A 16,576-nucleotide genomic window follows, 5' to 3' on the forward strand; every position below is an offset into this window, starting at 1 on the left:
CTATTGCCGTCCGGGGTTTCCCGACTGCTGCACGCTCTTGGAGCATTTCCTCCCTTTGCGCCGTGCCCGGGCCCGGGCCGCACGACCGGAGCTGCATTGCCAGCCTCAACTGCCACACAGAACGGGTGACTGCCACCGTGAGCACTACAGATACGCCGCTGAACGCATCCCGGGCCTCCGGCGCCGGGTTTGCCCGTAAGGCCAAGGCGTATCTCGCCCTCACCAAGCCGCGCGTCATCGAACTGCTCCTGGTGAGCACCCTGCCCACCATGATTTATGCCCAGCGGGGCTTCCCATCCATCGGGCTGATCCTTGCCACGCTGGTGGGCGGCGCCTTCGCTGCCGGCAGTGCGGGCGCGTTCAACTGTTATATCGACCGGGACATCGACAAGCTGATGCACCGCACGGAGAACAGGCCGCTGGTCACCGGTGAAGTCACCCCGCGCGAGGCCCTGGTCTTCTCCTGGCTGCTGGGCGCCGCCGCGATCGTGATCCTTTGGTTCGGCGCCAATCCGCTCTCGGCCTGGCTCGGGCTGGGCGCCATCTTCTTCTACGTGGTCATCTACACGATGATCCTCAAGCGGCGCACAGCGCAGAACATCGTCTGGGGCGGTGCAGCCGGCTGCTTCCCGGTACTGATTGCCTGGGCTGCCGTCACCAACTCCGTCGAGTGGCCGGCGGTCATCCTCTTCATGGTGATCTTCCTGTGGACCCCGCCGCACTACTGGCCCCTGTCCATGCGCTACGGCGAGGACTACCGGAACGCCAACGTCCCCATGCTCGGCGCCATCGCCGGCGCCAAGGTGGTGTCCGTCCAGGTGGTCCTGTACGCGTGGGCGATGGTGGCCTGCTCACTGCTGATGATCCCGGCGGGAGGGGCAGGTTGGGTCTACACGGTCACGGCAGTCCTTGCAGGCGCATGGTTCCTCTACGAATCACACGCCCTGTACGCCCGCGCCCAGCGCGAGGACATCGCGGACAAGGGCGCCATGAAGGTCTTCCACGGTTCCATCAGCTACCTGACCCTACTGTTCATCGCGCTGGCGGTGGACCCCTTCGTGGGGCATGCACTCATGGCCGGCTAGGCCCTCCGTCAAGCCTGTGCGGCGGCTTCCACCCGTTGGTGGAAGCCGCCGTCTTGCTTTTAAGCACACAGCCGCAGGTGCGTAACCCATGGGCATGACGTTTTTGTCATGTCAATCACTTTAGCTGTCATCCTGAATGACAAGCTGCTTACGGTGGAGCGGCCCCTTCCCTCGATCAAAGGAAAAATCCATGGAAGTCCGTCCCTCCGCCGTCCCGGCCCCCGGCCACAGCCCGCCGGGAAAAAGGGGAAACCGCAGCCGCAGCAGGCTCCCGCGCCCGCCTTTTGCCGCCCACCTTGGTGCCGACGTGCCGGCATCCCTGGTGGTGTTCCTCGTAGCCCTCCCGCTGTCGCTCGGCATTGCAGCCGCGTCGGGAGCGCCCATCATGGCCGGACTCATCGCCGCAGCCGTTGGCGGAATCGTGGCCGGAAGCCTCGGCGGCTCACCGCTGCAGGTAAGCGGACCGGCCGCCGGCCTGACCGTCGTCGTCGCCGGCCTCGTCCAGGAGTTCGGCTGGCAGGTGACGTGCGCAATCACCGCAGCCGCCGGCGTCGTGCAACTCCTGTTGGGCATCAGCCGCGTGGGCAGGGCAGCCCTGGCCGTTTCGCCGGTAGTGGTCAAGGCCATGCTCGCCGGCATCGGCGTCACCATCATCCTGCAGCAGCTCCACGTGCTCCTCGGATCCCAGCCAGCAGGCTCGGCACTCGAGAACCTTGCGGCATTGCCGGCAGCCATCACCAACCTTGAGCTGCACGCGGCCCTGCTTGGACTGGCCGTGGTGGGAATCCTCCTGTCCTGGAAGTTCCTGCCCGCCGCAGTCCGGCGTGTTCCCGGCCCCCTGGCCGCTGTCGCGGCAGGCACCGCACTGGCCGTGGCCTTTGCCCCCGGCGTCGAACGCATCTCACTGGACGGCTCGATCCTCGATGCCATCGCCCTCCCGCAGCTTCCGGACAGCAACTGGCGCGCCTTCGCCTTTGCCATCCTGACCATGGCCCTGATCGCCAGCATCGAGTCCCACCTGTCCGCCGTCGCGGTGGACAAGATGCACACCGGCCCGCGGACCAACCTGAACAGGGAGCTGATCGGCCAGGGCACCGCAAACATCGTTTCCGGGTCACTGGGCGGGCTGCCTGTGACCGGCGTCATTGTGCGCAGCGCCACGAACGTGGAGGCAGGTGCGGCCACCCGGACGTCCGCGGTGCTGCACGGTGTGTGGGTCCTGGCGTTCTCTGCCCTCTTCGCGGGACTGATCCAGCTGATCCCGCTGGCCGTCCTGGCCGGACTGCTGGTGGTGATCGGAGCGCGCCTGATCAAGGTTGCCGACATCCGGACCAGCCTGCGGACCGGAGACCTCGCCATTTATGCCGTGACGCTCATCTGCGTAGTGGTCCTGAACCTGCTTGAGGGTGTCATGATCGGCCTGGCCCTCGCCGCTGCCAGTGTGCTGTGGCGTCTCCTGCGGGCATCCATCCAGGCCCACCCTGGCGCCGCGCCGCCGTCGCCATGGCGCGTGACCATCGCAGGATCCTGCAGTTTTTTCGCGCTGCCGAAGCTGAACGGCGTCCTCCAGTCGGTCCCCGCCGCCGCGGACGTGGTGGTGGAGCTCAACGCCGACTACGTTGACCATTCCTTCCGTGAAGCCCTCTTGGCGTGGCAGCGCCAGCACCAGGCCACGGGCGGCACGGTGACCCTCGAGGAACACGGCAACTCAGTGTTCCGGGACGCTGCCCACCAGGCTCCCCGGCGCGAGGAAGCCACCGAGTTGCCCCTTCGGCCACGGAGGGAGCCGTTGCTGCAGGGCGTCAACAAATACCACCGCCGGTTTGCGCACCAGGTCCGTCCGCTGGTGCATGACCTTACGGAAGGACAGAATCCGGACAGCCTGTTCGTGGCCTGCGTCGATTCCCGCGTCAACCCGAACCTGATCACCAGCAGTGGCCCCGGGGACCTGCTCACACTGCGGAACATCGGCAACGTGGTGTGCGGCAACGGCTAGGACGCCTCCACCGCGTCGGCCCTGTCCTTCGCCGTCAATGGCCTGGAGGTGCAGTCGCTCGTCATCTGCGGGCACTCGAACTGCGGCGCCATGAAGGCACTGCTCGCAGAGGCCGACGGCGAAGACGACGGTTCCCTTGGCCCGGCATTCGGGCGGTGGCTGGACCACGCCCGGCCAAGCCACGCCGAGTTGCTCGCAGGGCATCCGGTCGGCCGGCAGGCAGCCGCAGCGGGTTACAGCAGGGTGGACCAACTGGCGATGGTCAATGTGGCCGTACAGTTGGCCAAACTTCAGAACCATCCGGTGGCGGGCCCGGCCCTGGCGGCGGGGAAGGTGAAGGCCACCGGCCTCTTCTACGACATTTCCACGGCGCAGGTCCTGCAGGTCTCGGCTGCCGGCATCGAGAACCTTGACCCTGCCTGCGGCGCCGGGCTCCGGGTCAAGGCCGTCGCGGACCGTTAAGGGGCAGGCGCCCCGGTCCCAAGCGGGACCGGGGCGCCTGGCGCCTGGTGCGGGTGAAGGGCGTGCCTACTTCGCTGCCCTGAAGGAGGCAACGGGACTGGAGCGGGCAATGTCCCAGGCGTTCGTCGATGCGGCCATCAGCAGGGCAGCGCCGAGCATGTGGGCCGCCACCAGCAACGCCGGAATGCCGTTGTAATACTGCGTGAACCCGATGATGGCCTGCAGCACCGTGACTCCCAAGAGGGCCAGGACGGCGGTCCGGAAGGGGCCCCTGATGCTGCGCTTGATGACCAGCACGAGGGCCACCACGGTTCCGGCGGTGACAAGGTAGGCCGGCACAGCATGGATGTGGGAGAACAGATCCCAGTCCAGATCGTTGCGGGGAGCATCGGCGTCACCGGCATGCGGGCCGGCCCCCGTGACCACCACGCCGAGCATCACGGCGACGGCGGAGAAAAGGGCGACGGCGGCTGTCACCGGACGCAGGACAGCGGGCAGTGCCGCGGGGCGGCCGGCAAGGAACCGGCCGGTCCGGCCGAAGGCACGGTTGACCAGAAGGGTGGAAAACACCACCAGGGCCATGGACACCAGGAAGTGCAGGCCCACCACCCACGGGTTGAGGTTGGTGAGGACCGTGACGCCGCCGATCACCGCCTGGGCCGGGATGCTGGCCAGCAGGCCCAGGGCCAGGAGGAAGAGGTCCTTGCGTTCCTTCCGCAGGTTCCACAAGTAAACGAGCATCAGGGCGGCCACGGCGGCCAGCGCGAACGTCAGGAGCCGGTTCCCGAACTCGATGAAGCCGTGGATGCCCATCTCTGCAGTGTTCACCAGGGAGTCCGGGGTGCAGCGGGGCCAGGTGGGGCAGCCAAGGCCTGAAGCAGTCAGCCGTACGGCGCCGCCGGTCACCACCAGAAGCGTCTGGCCGATCAGGGAGGCGACGGCGAGACGGCGGACGCGGACATCCACGGTGCGTGGGAGCCGCGACGCCAGGCGGCCGGCGAACTGGGGGAGGCGTGAAGCCGTGGTCACGATTATCTCAATTCCACTTGAACCAACGGATGGCTGCGGCCCCGGCGATAACCGTCCAGAGCAGCAGGATGAGGGCAGCGCCGCCGTTCACGGCGCCGCCCAGGAAAGCGGCCCGCATCGATTCGCCCAGGGCGCCGGAAGGCAGGAAATGTACAACGGCCTGCGCCGCGGCGGGCAGTCTTTCGGCGGGAATGACGATTCCACCCATGGCTCCGAGGAGGATCCAGAGCAGGTTGGTGATGGCCAAGGTCGCCTCGGGCCGCACGGTTCCGGCCACCAGCAGCCCCAGTGCGGTAAAGGCCGCCGCGCCCAGCGCGAGCAGTGCCAGCCCCGGGAGCCAGCCCGCCGCCGTCGGCTGCCATCCCAGCGCAAGGGCTACCAGGCCCACCACCACCACCTGGATGCAAAGGACTGCCAGGACCGAGAGGACTTTGCCGGCTATCAGGCCACCGCGGCCCAATGGCGTGGTGGACAGGAACCGGAGCACTCCGTAGCGGCGGTCGAAACCAGTGGCGATGCCCTGCCCGGTGAAGGCCGTGGACATGGCGCAGAGGGCAAGGATGCCGGGGACGGCCACGTTGATGCGGCTGGAGCCCATTCCGTCCAGGAAAGGGGTCACCGTCAGGCCAACAAGGGCCAGCAGCGGCAGCACCACCGCAAGGATCAGCTGCTCGCCGTTCCGCAGCATGGTCACAGCCTCATATTTGCCCTGAAGCAGGACACGCCGCAGCAGTGAGGCCGGCTGCTGCGCCTCCTGCAATGCCGGGACGCTCATCGGATGTCCTTTCCTGAAATGTCCAAAAAGACGTCTTCAAGGCTACGCGCCTCAAGGCTCAGCGATGCCGGCATGATTCCCTTCGCTTCCCACCACTGGGCCAGGGCTGAGAGGTGGCGCGGCGTCAGGGCGCCGGTGACGGTGTAGCTCCCGGCGCGGGCTTCGGAAACGTCAACGTCGTCCGGAAGGACGGCGGACAGGTCCAGGCCGGCCGGGGCCTCGAACACCAGCGTTCGGACGTGGTCGGCGCCCTGCTCCGCGGCCGGGCGGCGCTGCAGCAGCTCCTGGACCGTTCCTTCGGCAACGTTGCGTCCGCCGTCGATGATGTACACGTAGTCCGCCAGGCGCTGGGCGTCATCCATCAGGTGGGTGGTGAGGATGATCCCCATCCCGCTGTCCCGCAGTTCCGAGATCAGGTCGAACACCAGCTGCCGCGACTGCGGGTCCAGGCCGGCACTTGGCTCATCAAGGAACAGTACTTCGGGCCTGCCGATCAGGGCGGCGGCAAGTGCAAGGCGCTGTTTCTGGCCGCCGGACAACCTGCGGACGCTCGTCCGGCTGAAGGTGTCGATGCCCAGCCTGCCCACCAGGTCTTCCAGCGGCCACGGGCGTGAGTACAGCCCGGCGATGTGCCGCAGCAGCGGCAGGGGCCTTGCCGACGGCGGGAGCCCGCCGTCCTGCAGCATCACGCCGACGCGGGAGCGCAGGTCGGCACCTGCCGCCGCAGGGTCCTGGCCCAGCAGCGAGATGCTGCCGCCGCTGCGCTTCTGCAGGCCCTGGGCGCATTCAAGGGTGGTGGTTTTTCCGGCACCGTTCGCGCCGAGGAGGGCGGTTACCTGGCCGCGTTCCGCGACGAGGGAAACGCCGCTGACAACCCTGAGCATCTTTCCGTCCAGGCTGGAAAGGGGGCCTACGTCCTTGATAAGCCCATGGATGGACAGGACGGGGGACTGGGGGGATCGCACCACAGTATTCTACGGGATGTAGTATTTCTCGACGTCCCTCCCGGCCATGCGGCTCCGCCAGCCGAGGTCAGCCTGCCCTTACTGGAGCGCGGGACTAAATTACGACATGATTGTGTTGTGTATTCCATGACCAACGCTACTGCTGTGCCCGTGGCCGGGCCCAGTCCTGAGGCAGCCAGTTCTGCGGCAGCCAGCCCGGTGGCTGATGCGGACGAGCGTACCCGGGACCGGGTCCTCGCTGCCGTCCTGGAGCACGGGCCTGTCAGCGCGGCCGAACTGGGAGACATGCTGGGGTTCACCCCGGCCGCGGTTCGCCGCCACCTGGACCACCTCTCGCGTGCTGGTGTCATCGAAGTCAAGCGGGTGGCCAAGCCCGGAGCAGGTGCCGGCCGCCCCGCCCGCCGCTACGTCCTCAGCTCCCAGGGCCAGTCCAGCCTGGGCAACGACTACCTGGGCATCGCCGCCCTTGCGCTTCAGCAGCTGCAGAAGGTGGCCGGCCCGGATGCGGTGCGCGCCTTCGCCGAGGAACGCTTTGCGGACATGGAGCGGCGCTACGCACCCGAAATCGAGCAGGCCGGGCCGGACATCCGGGACCGCGCCGCGGCCCTCGCAGCGGCCCTGACCCGCGACAACTTCGTTGCCTCCGCCGCGTCCATTGAGGCGAAGGCACCCCTGCCCGCGGCGCTCTCGAGCGTGCAGCTCTGCCAGGGCCACTGCCCCATCCAGCAGCTCGCCGCCCGCTTCCCGGTGTTCTGCGACGTCGAAACCGAAGTCTTCTCAAGACTGGTGGGAGTTGACGTGCGCCGCCTCTCCACCCTCGCGCGCGGCGGCCACGTCTGCACCACCCACATACCTACAGGCAGGCTGTCTGCCAAACCGGCCACCGCGCCGGAAGCAGCCCCCGCCAGCCTGGACGAAGTAAACAACCATCAGTAAGAAAGGCCGTGATGACGGACCAACTATCAGAGAAAGCAGTAGCCGAAAACACTGTGATCTCGGAGATTCTGGAAAAGAATCCCGAGCTCCACGGCATCGGCAACTACGAGTACGGCTGGGCCGACAAGAATGACGTCGGCGCCAATGCGCGGCGTGGTCTCGATGAAGAGGTAGTCCGGGACATTTCGGCCAAGAAGAGCGAGCCCGAATGGATGCTCGACCTCCGGCTGAAGGGCCTGAAGTACTTCGACCGCAAGCCCATGCCCACCTGGGGTGCAGACCTCTCAGGCATCGACTTCGACAACATCAAGTACTTCGTCCGCTCCACGGAGAAGCAGGCCGCCACCTGGGAAGACCTCCCGGAGGACATCCGCAACACCTACGAGAAGCTCGGCATCCCCGAAGCCGAGCGCAGCCGGCTGGTGTCCGGCGTCGCGGCGCAGTACGAGTCCGAGGTTGTCTACCACCAGATCCGCGAGGACCTCGAGGCCCAGGGCGTCATCTTCCTGGACACCGACACCGCGCTGAAGGAACACCCGGAGATCTTCCAGGAGTACTTCGGCACCGTGATCCCGGTGGGCGACAACAAGTTCGCCTCGCTGAACACGGCAGTCTGGTCCGGCGGATCGTTCGTGTACGTGCCCAAGGGCGTCCATGTTGACATCCCCCTGCAGGCCTACTTCCGCATCAACACGGAAAACATGGGCCAGTTCGAGCGCACGCTGATCATCGCCGACGAGGACTCCTACGTCCACTACATCGAAGGCTGCACGGCTCCGATCTACACCTCTGACTCGCTGCACTCCGCCGTCGTGGAGATCATCGTGAAGAAGGGCGCCCGCGTCCGCTACACCACCATCCAGAACTGGTCCAACAACGTGTACAACCTGGTCACCAAGCGCGCTGTCTGCGAAGCCGGCGCCACCATGGAATGGGTTGATGGCAACATCGGCTCCAAGGTCACCATGAAGTACCCGGCCGTCTACCTCGTCGGTGAGGGCGCCAAGGGCGAGACCCTCTCGATCGCGTTTGCCGGCGAAGGCCAGCACCAGGACACGGGCTCCAAGATGGTGCACATCGCGCCGAACACCAAGAGCTCGATCGTTTCCAAGTCGGTGGCCCGTGGCGGCGGCCGTGCGGCATACCGCGGCCTGGTCCAGATCCGTGAAGGAGCCAAGCACTCGGCCAACACCGTGCGCTGCGACGCCCTCCTGGTGGACACCATTTCCCGGTCGGACACCTACCCGTACATCGACATCCGCGAGGACGATGTCCAGCTGGGACACGAGGCCACCGTTTCCCGCGTCAGCGAGGAACAGCTCTTCTACCTCATGTCCCGCGGCATGCGCGAGGACGAGGCCATGGCCATGATCGTGCGCGGCTTCATTGAGCCAATCGCCCGCGAACTGCCCATGGAATACGCCCTTGAGCTGAACCGCCTCATCGAACTCCAGATGGAAGGATCCGTCGGTTAATGACTGCCGAAGCAACTACCGAAAAGGCGCGCATCGGCGCACCGTCGATTTCCGGCTTCACCGAGGAGGGCGAGCACCTCGTCGCCTCCAAGGTGGACCGCCACCACAGCCATGGCACGCAGGTCATGGCCTCCCGCGCCGAGCGGCTTACCAGCCAGGACGTGGCCGACTTCGCCCTGCCCAACGGGCGGGAAGAGGAATGGCGCTTTACGCCGGTGCGTGAACTGGCCAACCTCCTCTCCGATTCCGCCTCGGAGACCGGCGCCCTGGGCGTTTCGTTCGAGGCGCCGGCGACCGTGGTGCAGCGGACCCTCCATGCAGGTGAGGCCCCTCGTGGCGCCACCCTTGTCCCGGCCGACCGTGCCGCCGTCGTGGCATCCGCCAATGCCGTGGAAGCCCAGTTCATCTCCATCCCGGCGAACGCTGAGCTGGACGTGCCGGTGCGCCTGGTCCTGACAGGCAACGGCGCGGGCCGCCGCACCAACTCCCACGTCGTGATCGAAGCGGGAGTCAACAGCCGCTCGGTCGTGATCATCGAGCACGACGGCACCGCGGACCATAACGGCAACGTTGAGGTCCTGGTCCGCGAGGGTGCCCACTTGACGGTGGTCTCCGTGCAGCTGTGGGAAGACGACGCCAACCACCTGGCACAGCACGACGCCGAGGTTGCCAAGGACGCCGTGTACAAGCACATCGCCGTCACGCTTGGTGGCAAGATTGTCCGCTTGAACTCCAACGTCCGGTTCGCCGGGGAAGGAGCCGAGGCTGAGCTCCTGGGCCTCTATTTCGCCGATGCCGGCCAGCACCTGGAGCACCGCTCGTTCGTGGACCACAACGTAGCCAACTGCAAGTCCAACGTCCTGTACAAGGGCGCGCTGCAGGGCAAGGGTGCGCACACGGTCTGGGTTGGCGACGTGCTGATCCAGAAGCAGGCCGAAGGCACCGACTCCTACGAGAAGAACCAGAACCTGGTCCTCACCGACGGCTGCCGCGCGGACTCCGTGCCCAACCTCGAAATCGAGACCGGCCTGATTCAGGGTGCAGGCCACGCCAGCTCCACCGGCCGCTTCGATGACGAGCACCTGTTCTACCTGATGGCCCGCGGCATCCCCGAAGATGTTGCCCGCCGGCTGGTGGTCCGCGGCTTCCTGAATGAGATCATCCAGCAGATCAAGGTCCCGGCCCTCGAAGAGCGCCTGACCGTGGCTGTGGAACGCGAACTCACGGCAATCGACTACTAGAGACAGGCAGGCAGGAACGTATGAGCGGCAAACCCAAGGGTGAGCTGGTGTGCAGCGCCAATGACATCAAGGTCAAGCAGGCGCTGCGCATCCTGGTGGACGGCTATCCAGTAGCCGTGGTCCGGGACTCGATGGGGGACATCCATGCCATCGGTGACACCTGCTCGCATGCGGACATCTCACTGTCCGAAGGCGACGTGGAAGGCTGCGCCATTGAGTGCTGGGGGCATGGCTCCCAGTTCGACCTGCGCAGCGGCCAGCCGCTCCAGCTCCCCGCCTACGATCCCGTGCCGGTGTTCGCCGTCGAACTCGACGGAGACGACATCTACGTGGACGTCACCAACGTTTTGAACGGCGCAGCAGTAAACAACTACTGAGCGCCCGCAGCACCAGACTTACGAGCGAAAAGAAAGAAGAGCATGTCAACTCTTGAGATCAAGGACCTGCACGTCAGCATTGAGACGGAACAGGGCACCAAGGAGATCCTGAAAGGCGTCAGCCTGACCATCAGGACCGGCGAAACGCACGCCATCATGGGCCCCAACGGCTCGGGCAAGTCCACCCTGGCCTCCACCATCGCAGGCCACCCCCGCTACACCGTCACCAGCGGCACCATCACCCTGGACGGCGAAGACGTCCTGGCCATGAGCGTTGACGAACGTGCCCGGGCAGGCCTCTTCCTGGCCATGCAGTACCCGGTAGAGGTCCCCGGCGTCACCATGACCAACTTCCTGCGCACCGCCAAGACTGCCATCGACGGGCAGGCGCCTGCCCTGCGCACCTGGACCAAGGACGTCAAGGCCGCCATGGAGCAGCTGCGCATCGACGCCGACTTCGCCCAGCGCAACGTCAACGAAGGCTTCTCCGGCGGCGAAAAGAAGCGCGTGGAGATCCTGCAGCTGGAGCTCTTCAAGCCCAAGTTCGCCGTCCTGGACGAGACCGACTCCGGCCTGGACGTTGACGCACTGAAGATCGTGTCCGAGGGCGTCAACCGTGCGCACTCCGAGGGCAACATGGGCACGCTGCTCATCACCCACTACACCCGCATCCTGCGCTATATCAAGCCTGAGTTCGTCCACGTGTTCGTGGACGGCCAGGTTGTCGAGGAGGGCGGCCCCGAGCTCGCCGACCGCCTCGAGGAAGAGGGCTACGACCGCTACGCCAAGGGCGCCGGCGCTGCCACCATCGCCGCTGAAGCCGCAGTACAGGCCTAGTAAGGACTTGTCATGACCGAAATTAAGCCGGGCCGCACGGCCCTGGAGGACGTCGAAGAGGCGCTCAAGGACGTGATCGACCCTGAGCTTGGCGTCAACGTTGTGGACTTGGGGCTGTTGTACGGCCTGAAGTACTCCGACGACGACGGTGCGCTCCTGATCGACATGACGCTGACTACAGCCGCCTGCCCGCTCACCGACGTGCTCGAGGAGCAGGTGGGCCAGGCGCTGGACGGCGTCGTGGACGACTGGCGCCTTAACTGGGTATGGATGCCGCCCTGGGGTCCGGAGCGGATCACCGACGACGGCAAGGACCAGATGAGGGCCCTCGGCTTCAACATCTGAATAAAGTACGACGACGGCGGGTCACCTTTCCCGGGAAAGGTGACCCGCCGTCGTCGTCCCCGCTCCCTCCCGCCGGCGCCCGCCATCGATTGCTCCGTACCTGCCGTTATCACGCGTGAAACGACAGGTACGGAGCAATCGATGGGGTTAGAGGGTGGCGGCGCTGAAGGTGTCGCACTGTTTGATGTCGCCGGACTGGTAGCCCCGGGTGAACCAGCGCTGGCGTTCTTCACTGGACCCGTGCGTCCAGCCCTCGGGGGAGACACGGCCGGTGGCGGCCTTCTGGATCCGGTCATCGCCCACGGACGCGGCCGCCGACAACGCATCGTTCACGTCCTGCTGGGTGAGGGGTTCCAGGTACGGCTGGCCGGTGGCGGGGTTCGGTGTCGTGGAGGCGTATTTGGCCCACAAGCCGGCGTAGCAGTCGGCCTGCAGCTCTGTGCGGACGGAACCTGACTCCGGTCCCTGCGGATCCTGCTGCGCCCGCCCCAGGTCGCCCAGGAGGTTCTGGACGTGGTGGCCGAATTCGTGCGCCACGACGTATTCCTGTGCCAGGGGGCCGCCGGAGGAACCAAAGCGGTCCACCAGTTCCTGGAAGAAGCCGGGATCGAAGTACGCGGTGGTGTCCGTGGGGCAGTAGAAGGGCCCCACCTCGGAGGTGGCTGACCCGCACCCGGTGTTGGTGCCGCCGCTGAAGATCACTGCCTCCGGGCGGGGGTACTGCACGTTGTACTGCTTCAGGTAGCCGGGCCAGAACGCATTAAGGCTGTTGACGGTGCCGGTGATCCGGCAGTCAAGCCGGGCATCGGCGTCCGCTCCGGTGTTGCAGGCCGGCGCCGTGCCCTGGGACTGGCCGGCGGTTCCGCCGTCGGTCAACCCGCCGAGCATGTTGGGGTTAATGCCCAGCAGGAGGGCAACGAGCAGCACCAGTCCGCCACCGATTCCGCCACCGACTTTCACGCCGTTGCCCATGCCCCGCCGGTCCTGGACCTGGGAGGGATCAAGCTGCACGTTGTCATTGAAACTCATATCGTCACATTACCCGCGGGCCGGGGGCTCAACCCATGGCGGCCGGTAAAGTTGGTCCGTGCCTTTCCTCGACAAGATCCAGCTCTGGGCTGGGCAACGGCCGCACGACACCGCCCTGGTGATCGCCGGGCGGCGCCTGGCCTGGGCGGAGCTGCTGGATGCCGCCGCCGGACTCGTGCCGGAGATGAAGTCGGTCAGCACCCTGTGCGAGTCCAACTCCGTGGACTTCGCCGTGAGGTTCGCGGCCGCGGTGGCCGGCAGCCGCCAGTGCGCCGTCCTGGACCCATCGTGGGCCGCCTCCCTGCAGGAGGACATTGTCCGGCGGGTGGAGGCGTGCGCCGTTCCGGCCCCGGTCTCCCCGGACGAGGACCTGGCCGATGGCCCGCCTGACTCCAGCTTCCTCATTGGCCTCACCTCCGGCACCACGTCCGTGCCCAAGGCATTCACCCGCTCCCGCCGGTCGTGGCAGCAGTCCTTCGAAGCCTCGATCGAGTTCTTCGGGCTTCGCCAGGACGACGTCACCCTTGCGCCCGGCCCGCTTGCGGCGAGCCTGAACCTCTATGCCCTGGCCGAATGCCTGTACGCCGGGTCCGAGTTCCAGACGCTGGAGACCTTCGACGTCGGCGACGTCCACGCTGCCATCACGCACGACAGGGTCACCCGGCTGGTCCTGGTACCCACCATGCTGCGGATGCTCAGCGAACGGGGGATGACAGGGTGCGTGGATGCTTCCGGAATCCGGACCATCATCTGTGCCGGCTCCAAACTTGATGCCCGCACCCTGGAAGCCGCCAGGCGCTGGGCCCCGAACGCCACCATCTACGAGTACTACGGCGCCTCCGAGTTGAGCTTCGTCTCCGGCCTTGGGCTGGCCGCAGGGCAGGTTGCTGCCGCGGGCGGTACGGGAATCGGGCGGCCCTTTCCCGGCGTCGACGTCAGGATCCTCGATGACGAGGGCGGTGTGGTTCCGGACGGCGGCTACGGCAACATCTGCGTGCGCAGCGGCATGGTGAGCAACGGCTACCTGTGGGGTGACGACGGCGAGGCGCTGCGGTCCTTCGGCGACTGGTACACGGTGGGGGACCAGGGCTACCTTGTGGACGGGGAGCTGCATATCCTTGGCCGGCGTGCCGACATGATCCTTACCGCCGGAAGGAACGTCTACCCGCACGAGGTGGAACTGGCGCTGGCGGCGGTCCCCGGCGTGGCGGCGGCGGTGGCAGCCGGCATGCCGGACGATCTGCGCGGCCAGCGGGTAGTGGCGGGGGTGGTCGCGTCCCATGGCGGGCTCAGCGCAACCCAGCTGCGGGCCGGCCTGGAGGACACCCTGTCCCGGCACAAGCGGCCACTGCAGTACTACCTCCTGCCGGAACTTCCCACCACGGACCGTGGAAAGGTCAGCCGGAGCCTGCTGCTGGAGTGGATCAATGCGCGGGACCCCAGGGTGCGGCCCCTTGGTGGCTGACGCCGTGCCGGCCGGGCTCCTGCCACCTGACCGCCAGCCGGTGATTATCGCCGCGCGCCGGACGCCCGTGTGCCCCGTCAACGGAGCCCTGCGGACCCTGCGGGCGCATGAGCTCCTGGCGCCGGTCCTGCGCGGGCTTGTCACTGAGCTGTCACTGGCTCCGGAGTCCGTTGCCGACGTCGTGATCGGCAACGCCGTGGGCGGCGGCGGAAACGTCGCCAGGCTGGCCCTGCTGCAGGCGGGGCTGCCCGTCACCGTGCCCGGGATAACGGTGGACCGGCAGTGCGGCTCAGGCCTGGACGCCATCGTCCTCGCCGCCCGGCTCGTGGCGGCCGGCGGCAGCCCCCTGTATCTGGCCGGGGGGGTGGAGAGTACCAGTACCGCGCCCCTGCGCGCCCACCGGAAGGACGACGGCGGCCCGGAGTTCTACCGCCGGGCCCAGTTCGTGCCGGCCAGCTTCGGGGATCCGGACATGGGCGTCGCCGCGGAAAACGTGGCGGCGCAATACGGTGTCGGCAGGGACCGCCAGGATGCCTTCGCACTGGCCAGCCACCGGAAAGCCCTCGCTGCCATCAGGGAGGGCCATTTTGCAGGCGAACTCGTGGCGCTGGACACCGCTGCCGGGACTGTTTCCACTGACGGCGGGCCGCGCGCCGGCCTCAGCCCCGCCATCATGGCACGGTTCCCGGCCGCCTTCGTGCCCGGAGGAACTGTCACCGCCGGCAACTCCTGCTTCGATGCGGACGCTGCATCCGCCGTCGTCATCACCTCCCTTGAGCGCGCACGCCACCTGCGGGCACGCGACGGACTGTTGGTGCGCGGCACCGGCACCGCCGGTGTCGCACCAGGGGAGCTGGGGATCGGTGCTGCGCCCGCAGCCCGGGAGGTGCTGGCCGCGGCCGGCGTTTCAGCCGGCGCGGTAGACCTGGTGGAGTTCAATGAGGCGTTCGCGTCCCAGGCCCTTGCCTGCCTGGACCAGCTTGGCATCGATCCTGACAGGGCTAACCTGGACGGTGGTGCGCTGGCGCTGGGGCACGCCTACGGTGCGTCCGGGGCCGTCCTGGTGACCCGGCTGCTCGCCCAGGCAAGGAGGGCCGGCACGTCGGGCACGTTGGGGCTGGCGATGATCAGCATGGCCGGTGGCATGGGGGCCGCAGCATTGCTTGAATACCGGCTGCTGGCCGGCTGAGAGCTTCAGGGCCGTTTAGTCTTCGGCCTCGCCCAGGCCGCGCGCGGCGAGCGCTTCACCGGTTTGGCGGGCGTAGGCCACAGAGGTGATGAACACCGGCAGGATCAACGCCCGCGGGTTGCGCTCCAGGCCCCTGGCCCTGGCGGAGTCCCGGACGTCGGCGAACGTGCCGGCGATAAACGGGATGCTGCGGAGCATGATGCCGATGGTCAGCGCGAAGCGTTCCGGATCAGCGCCGAATCTTTTGAAGGGTCCCGCCACCCGGACAACGCCATCCAGGAGCCGCTGAATGGGCGTGGTGGCGGTGAGCAGGGACGCTGCCACGACGCAGACCAGGATGTTCAGCACGATCCGGGCCGCTGTGGGCCCGCCCAGCTGCCACCATTGGAAGAGCCCGATGACCAGCAGCACCGGAGCGAGCGGCCGGACCGCCCCCCAGAGCCGCTTCGCGCCGGCGCCGGCTAAGAGGAAGAGACCGGTGAGAACGGCCAGCACGGCTGCGGAGATACGCCAGTCCACGATGATGAAGGACGCCAGCCCGCACGCAAAGACCAGCGCGAACTTCAGCGCCGGCGGCGCCCGGTGAAGCAGGGAGTTGCCCGGCACATAGTTTGCCAGGAGGAACCCGTGCCCCCTCACGGGGCATCCCGCCCAGGAGCGTTAAGCCCTTGCAGGCACCAGGAACGGTAGGCTGCCACGGCTTCGGCGGGGGCCCCGTCAAATGCCACGCGGCCCGCTTCAATGACCAGGACGCGATCCATCTCCAGAGCCAGGTCAAGGTCATGGGTGGACATGATGATCTGCTGGTCCAGACTAGCCAGCGTCCTGCGGAGCAACTCACGGTTGCGGAGGTCAAGGAGCGTGGAGGGTTCATCCAGGACCAGCACCGAGGGGTTTACGGCAAGCACGGCGGCGAGCGCCATCAGTTGCCGTTCGCCGCCTGACAGCTCGTAGATGCTCTGGTCCGCCAGGTGCTGGAGTCCCAGCCGTTCAAGCGCTGCCTCGGCCTGGCGGCCCCGTTCGTGGCCGTTCTTCACGGAGCGGCGCAGGGACAGCTCCACATCCTCCCTGCCGGTGGGCATCACCAGCTGGGAGAGGGGATCGGTGAAGACGAAGCCGACGTTCCGCCTGACTCTGCGTACGGCATGCACCGTGTCATCGCCGTCGACCGTGACCCTGCCGCTGGTGGGCTGGATGAGCCCGTTGACCAGGCGCAGCATGGTGGACTTTCCGGAGCCGTTGGCGCCGATGACACCCACGCGTGCTTCCTCGAGCCGTAGGGTCACCGCTTCAAGGAGGACTTTGGGGTGCGCGGAGTTCTCCGTTTCGACGGCGACCGCCACCTGGTCAAAGGTCACTGCAGGCATGGC

Annotated in this window: 15 protein-coding genes and 1 pseudogene; 10 read left to right on the top strand and 6 right to left on the bottom strand. The window is 67.0% G+C overall.

Annotation, left to right across the window (positions count from 1 at the left end; translation table 11 throughout):
- Nucleotides 1–125: 125 nt before the first annotated feature.
- Both Q9R31_RS06085 and Q9R31_RS06090 read left to right on the top strand, forming a co-directional pair.
- Complete coding sequence (locus tag Q9R31_RS06085; RefSeq protein WP_311261848.1) at nt 126–1,085, top strand: heme o synthase; 960 nt, start codon at nt 126–128, stop codon at nt 1,083–1,085.
- A gap of 190 nt (nt 1,086–1,275) precedes the next feature.
- Nucleotides 1,276–3,543, top strand: a pseudogene (locus tag Q9R31_RS06090) (SulP family inorganic anion transporter).
- 66 nt (nt 3,544–3,609) lie between these two features.
- On the opposite strand, the gene Q9R31_RS06095 reads toward Q9R31_RS06090, so the two are convergent.
- Genes Q9R31_RS06095 through Q9R31_RS06105 form a run of 3 tightly spaced genes read right to left on the bottom strand, consistent with a single transcriptional unit; the run spans nt 3,610 to nt 6,312 of the window.
- Nucleotides 3,610–4,572, bottom strand: coding sequence for a COX15/CtaA family protein (locus tag Q9R31_RS06095; protein ID WP_311261849.1), 963 nt, complete (start codon nt 4,570–4,572; stop codon nt 3,610–3,612).
- Nucleotides 4,573–4,579: 7 nt separating this feature from the next.
- On the bottom strand, nt 4,580–5,347 hold the full coding sequence (locus tag Q9R31_RS06100; RefSeq protein ID WP_311261850.1) for an ABC transporter permease: 768 nt from the start codon (nt 5,345–5,347) through the stop codon (nt 4,580–4,582).
- Nucleotides 5,344–6,312 (bottom strand): ABC transporter ATP-binding protein, encoded by a 969-nt coding sequence (locus tag Q9R31_RS06105; protein WP_311261851.1) that lies wholly within the window; start codon nt 6,310–6,312, stop codon nt 5,344–5,346. Before Q9R31_RS06105 ends, Q9R31_RS06100 begins: the two co-directional genes overlap by 4 nt.
- 117 nt (nt 6,313–6,429) lie before the next feature.
- Between Q9R31_RS06105 and Q9R31_RS06110 the strand changes: the two genes are divergently transcribed.
- Genes Q9R31_RS06110 through Q9R31_RS06135 form a run of 6 tightly spaced genes read left to right on the top strand, consistent with a single transcriptional unit; the run spans nt 6,430 to nt 11,523 of the window.
- Entirely contained in the window at nt 6,430–7,248 is an 819-nt protein-coding gene (locus Q9R31_RS06110) for a helix-turn-helix transcriptional regulator (RefSeq protein ID WP_397428210.1), read from the top strand.
- A gap of 11 nt (nt 7,249–7,259) precedes the next feature.
- A complete protein-coding gene (gene sufB, locus Q9R31_RS06115) occupies nt 7,260–8,723 on the top strand; it encodes a Fe-S cluster assembly protein SufB (protein WP_311261853.1) in 1,464 nt (487 codons plus the stop codon).
- Nucleotides 8,723–9,964, top strand: a complete 1,242-nt coding sequence (sufD, locus tag Q9R31_RS06120; protein ID WP_311261854.1) for a Fe-S cluster assembly protein SufD — start codon at nt 8,723–8,725, stop codon at nt 9,962–9,964. The genes sufB and sufD overlap by 1 nt, the downstream gene beginning before the upstream one ends.
- Before the next feature lie 20 nt (nt 9,965–9,984).
- Nucleotides 9,985–10,341: a non-heme iron oxygenase ferredoxin subunit gene (locus tag Q9R31_RS06125; protein WP_311261855.1), complete on the top strand. Its 357-nt coding sequence runs from the start codon at nt 9,985–9,987 to the stop codon at nt 10,339–10,341.
- A gap of 42 nt (nt 10,342–10,383) precedes the next feature.
- On the top strand, nt 10,384–11,178 hold the full coding sequence (sufC, locus tag Q9R31_RS06130) for a Fe-S cluster assembly ATPase SufC (RefSeq protein ID WP_311261856.1): 795 nt from the start codon (nt 10,384–10,386) through the stop codon (nt 11,176–11,178).
- A 12-nt stretch (nt 11,179–11,190) separates the two neighbouring features.
- A complete protein-coding gene (locus Q9R31_RS06135) occupies nt 11,191–11,523 on the top strand; it encodes a metal-sulfur cluster assembly factor (protein WP_018761278.1) in 333 nt (110 codons plus the stop codon).
- A gap of 147 nt (nt 11,524–11,670) precedes the next feature.
- Here the strand turns inward: Q9R31_RS06135 and Q9R31_RS06140 are convergent, their stop codons facing one another.
- Nucleotides 11,671–12,552 carry a neutral zinc metallopeptidase gene (locus Q9R31_RS06140; protein WP_311261857.1) on the bottom strand — a complete coding sequence of 294 codons (882 nt, stop codon included), beginning with the start codon at nt 12,550–12,552 and terminating at the stop codon, nt 11,671–11,673.
- A gap of 58 nt (nt 12,553–12,610) precedes the next feature.
- Here Q9R31_RS06140 and Q9R31_RS06145 point away from each other — a divergent pair, with 58 nt between their 5' ends.
- Nucleotides 12,611–14,017: an AMP-binding protein gene (locus Q9R31_RS06145; RefSeq protein ID WP_311261858.1), complete on the top strand. Its 1,407-nt coding sequence runs from the start codon at nt 12,611–12,613 to the stop codon at nt 14,015–14,017.
- Nucleotides 13,980–15,206, top strand: coding sequence for a thiolase family protein (locus tag Q9R31_RS06150; protein ID WP_311261859.1), 1,227 nt, complete (start codon nt 13,980–13,982; stop codon nt 15,204–15,206). The genes Q9R31_RS06145 and Q9R31_RS06150 overlap by 38 nt, the downstream gene beginning before the upstream one ends.
- Before the next feature lie 15 nt (nt 15,207–15,221).
- Here the strand turns inward: Q9R31_RS06150 and Q9R31_RS06155 are convergent, their stop codons facing one another.
- On the bottom strand, nt 15,222–15,845 hold the full coding sequence (locus Q9R31_RS06155; protein ID WP_311261860.1) for an energy-coupling factor transporter transmembrane protein EcfT: 624 nt from the start codon (nt 15,843–15,845) through the stop codon (nt 15,222–15,224).
- Nucleotides 15,842–16,573: an ABC transporter ATP-binding protein gene (locus tag Q9R31_RS06160; RefSeq protein ID WP_311261861.1), complete on the bottom strand. Its 732-nt coding sequence runs from the start codon at nt 16,571–16,573 to the stop codon at nt 15,842–15,844. The genes Q9R31_RS06155 and Q9R31_RS06160 overlap by 4 nt, the downstream gene beginning before the upstream one ends.
- Nucleotides 16,574–16,576: the final 3 nt, after the last annotated feature.

Origin of the sequence: Pseudarthrobacter sp. BRE9 (assembly GCF_031844305.1) — a bacterium.
GTDB lineage: Bacteria > Actinomycetota > Actinomycetes > Actinomycetales > Micrococcaceae > Arthrobacter.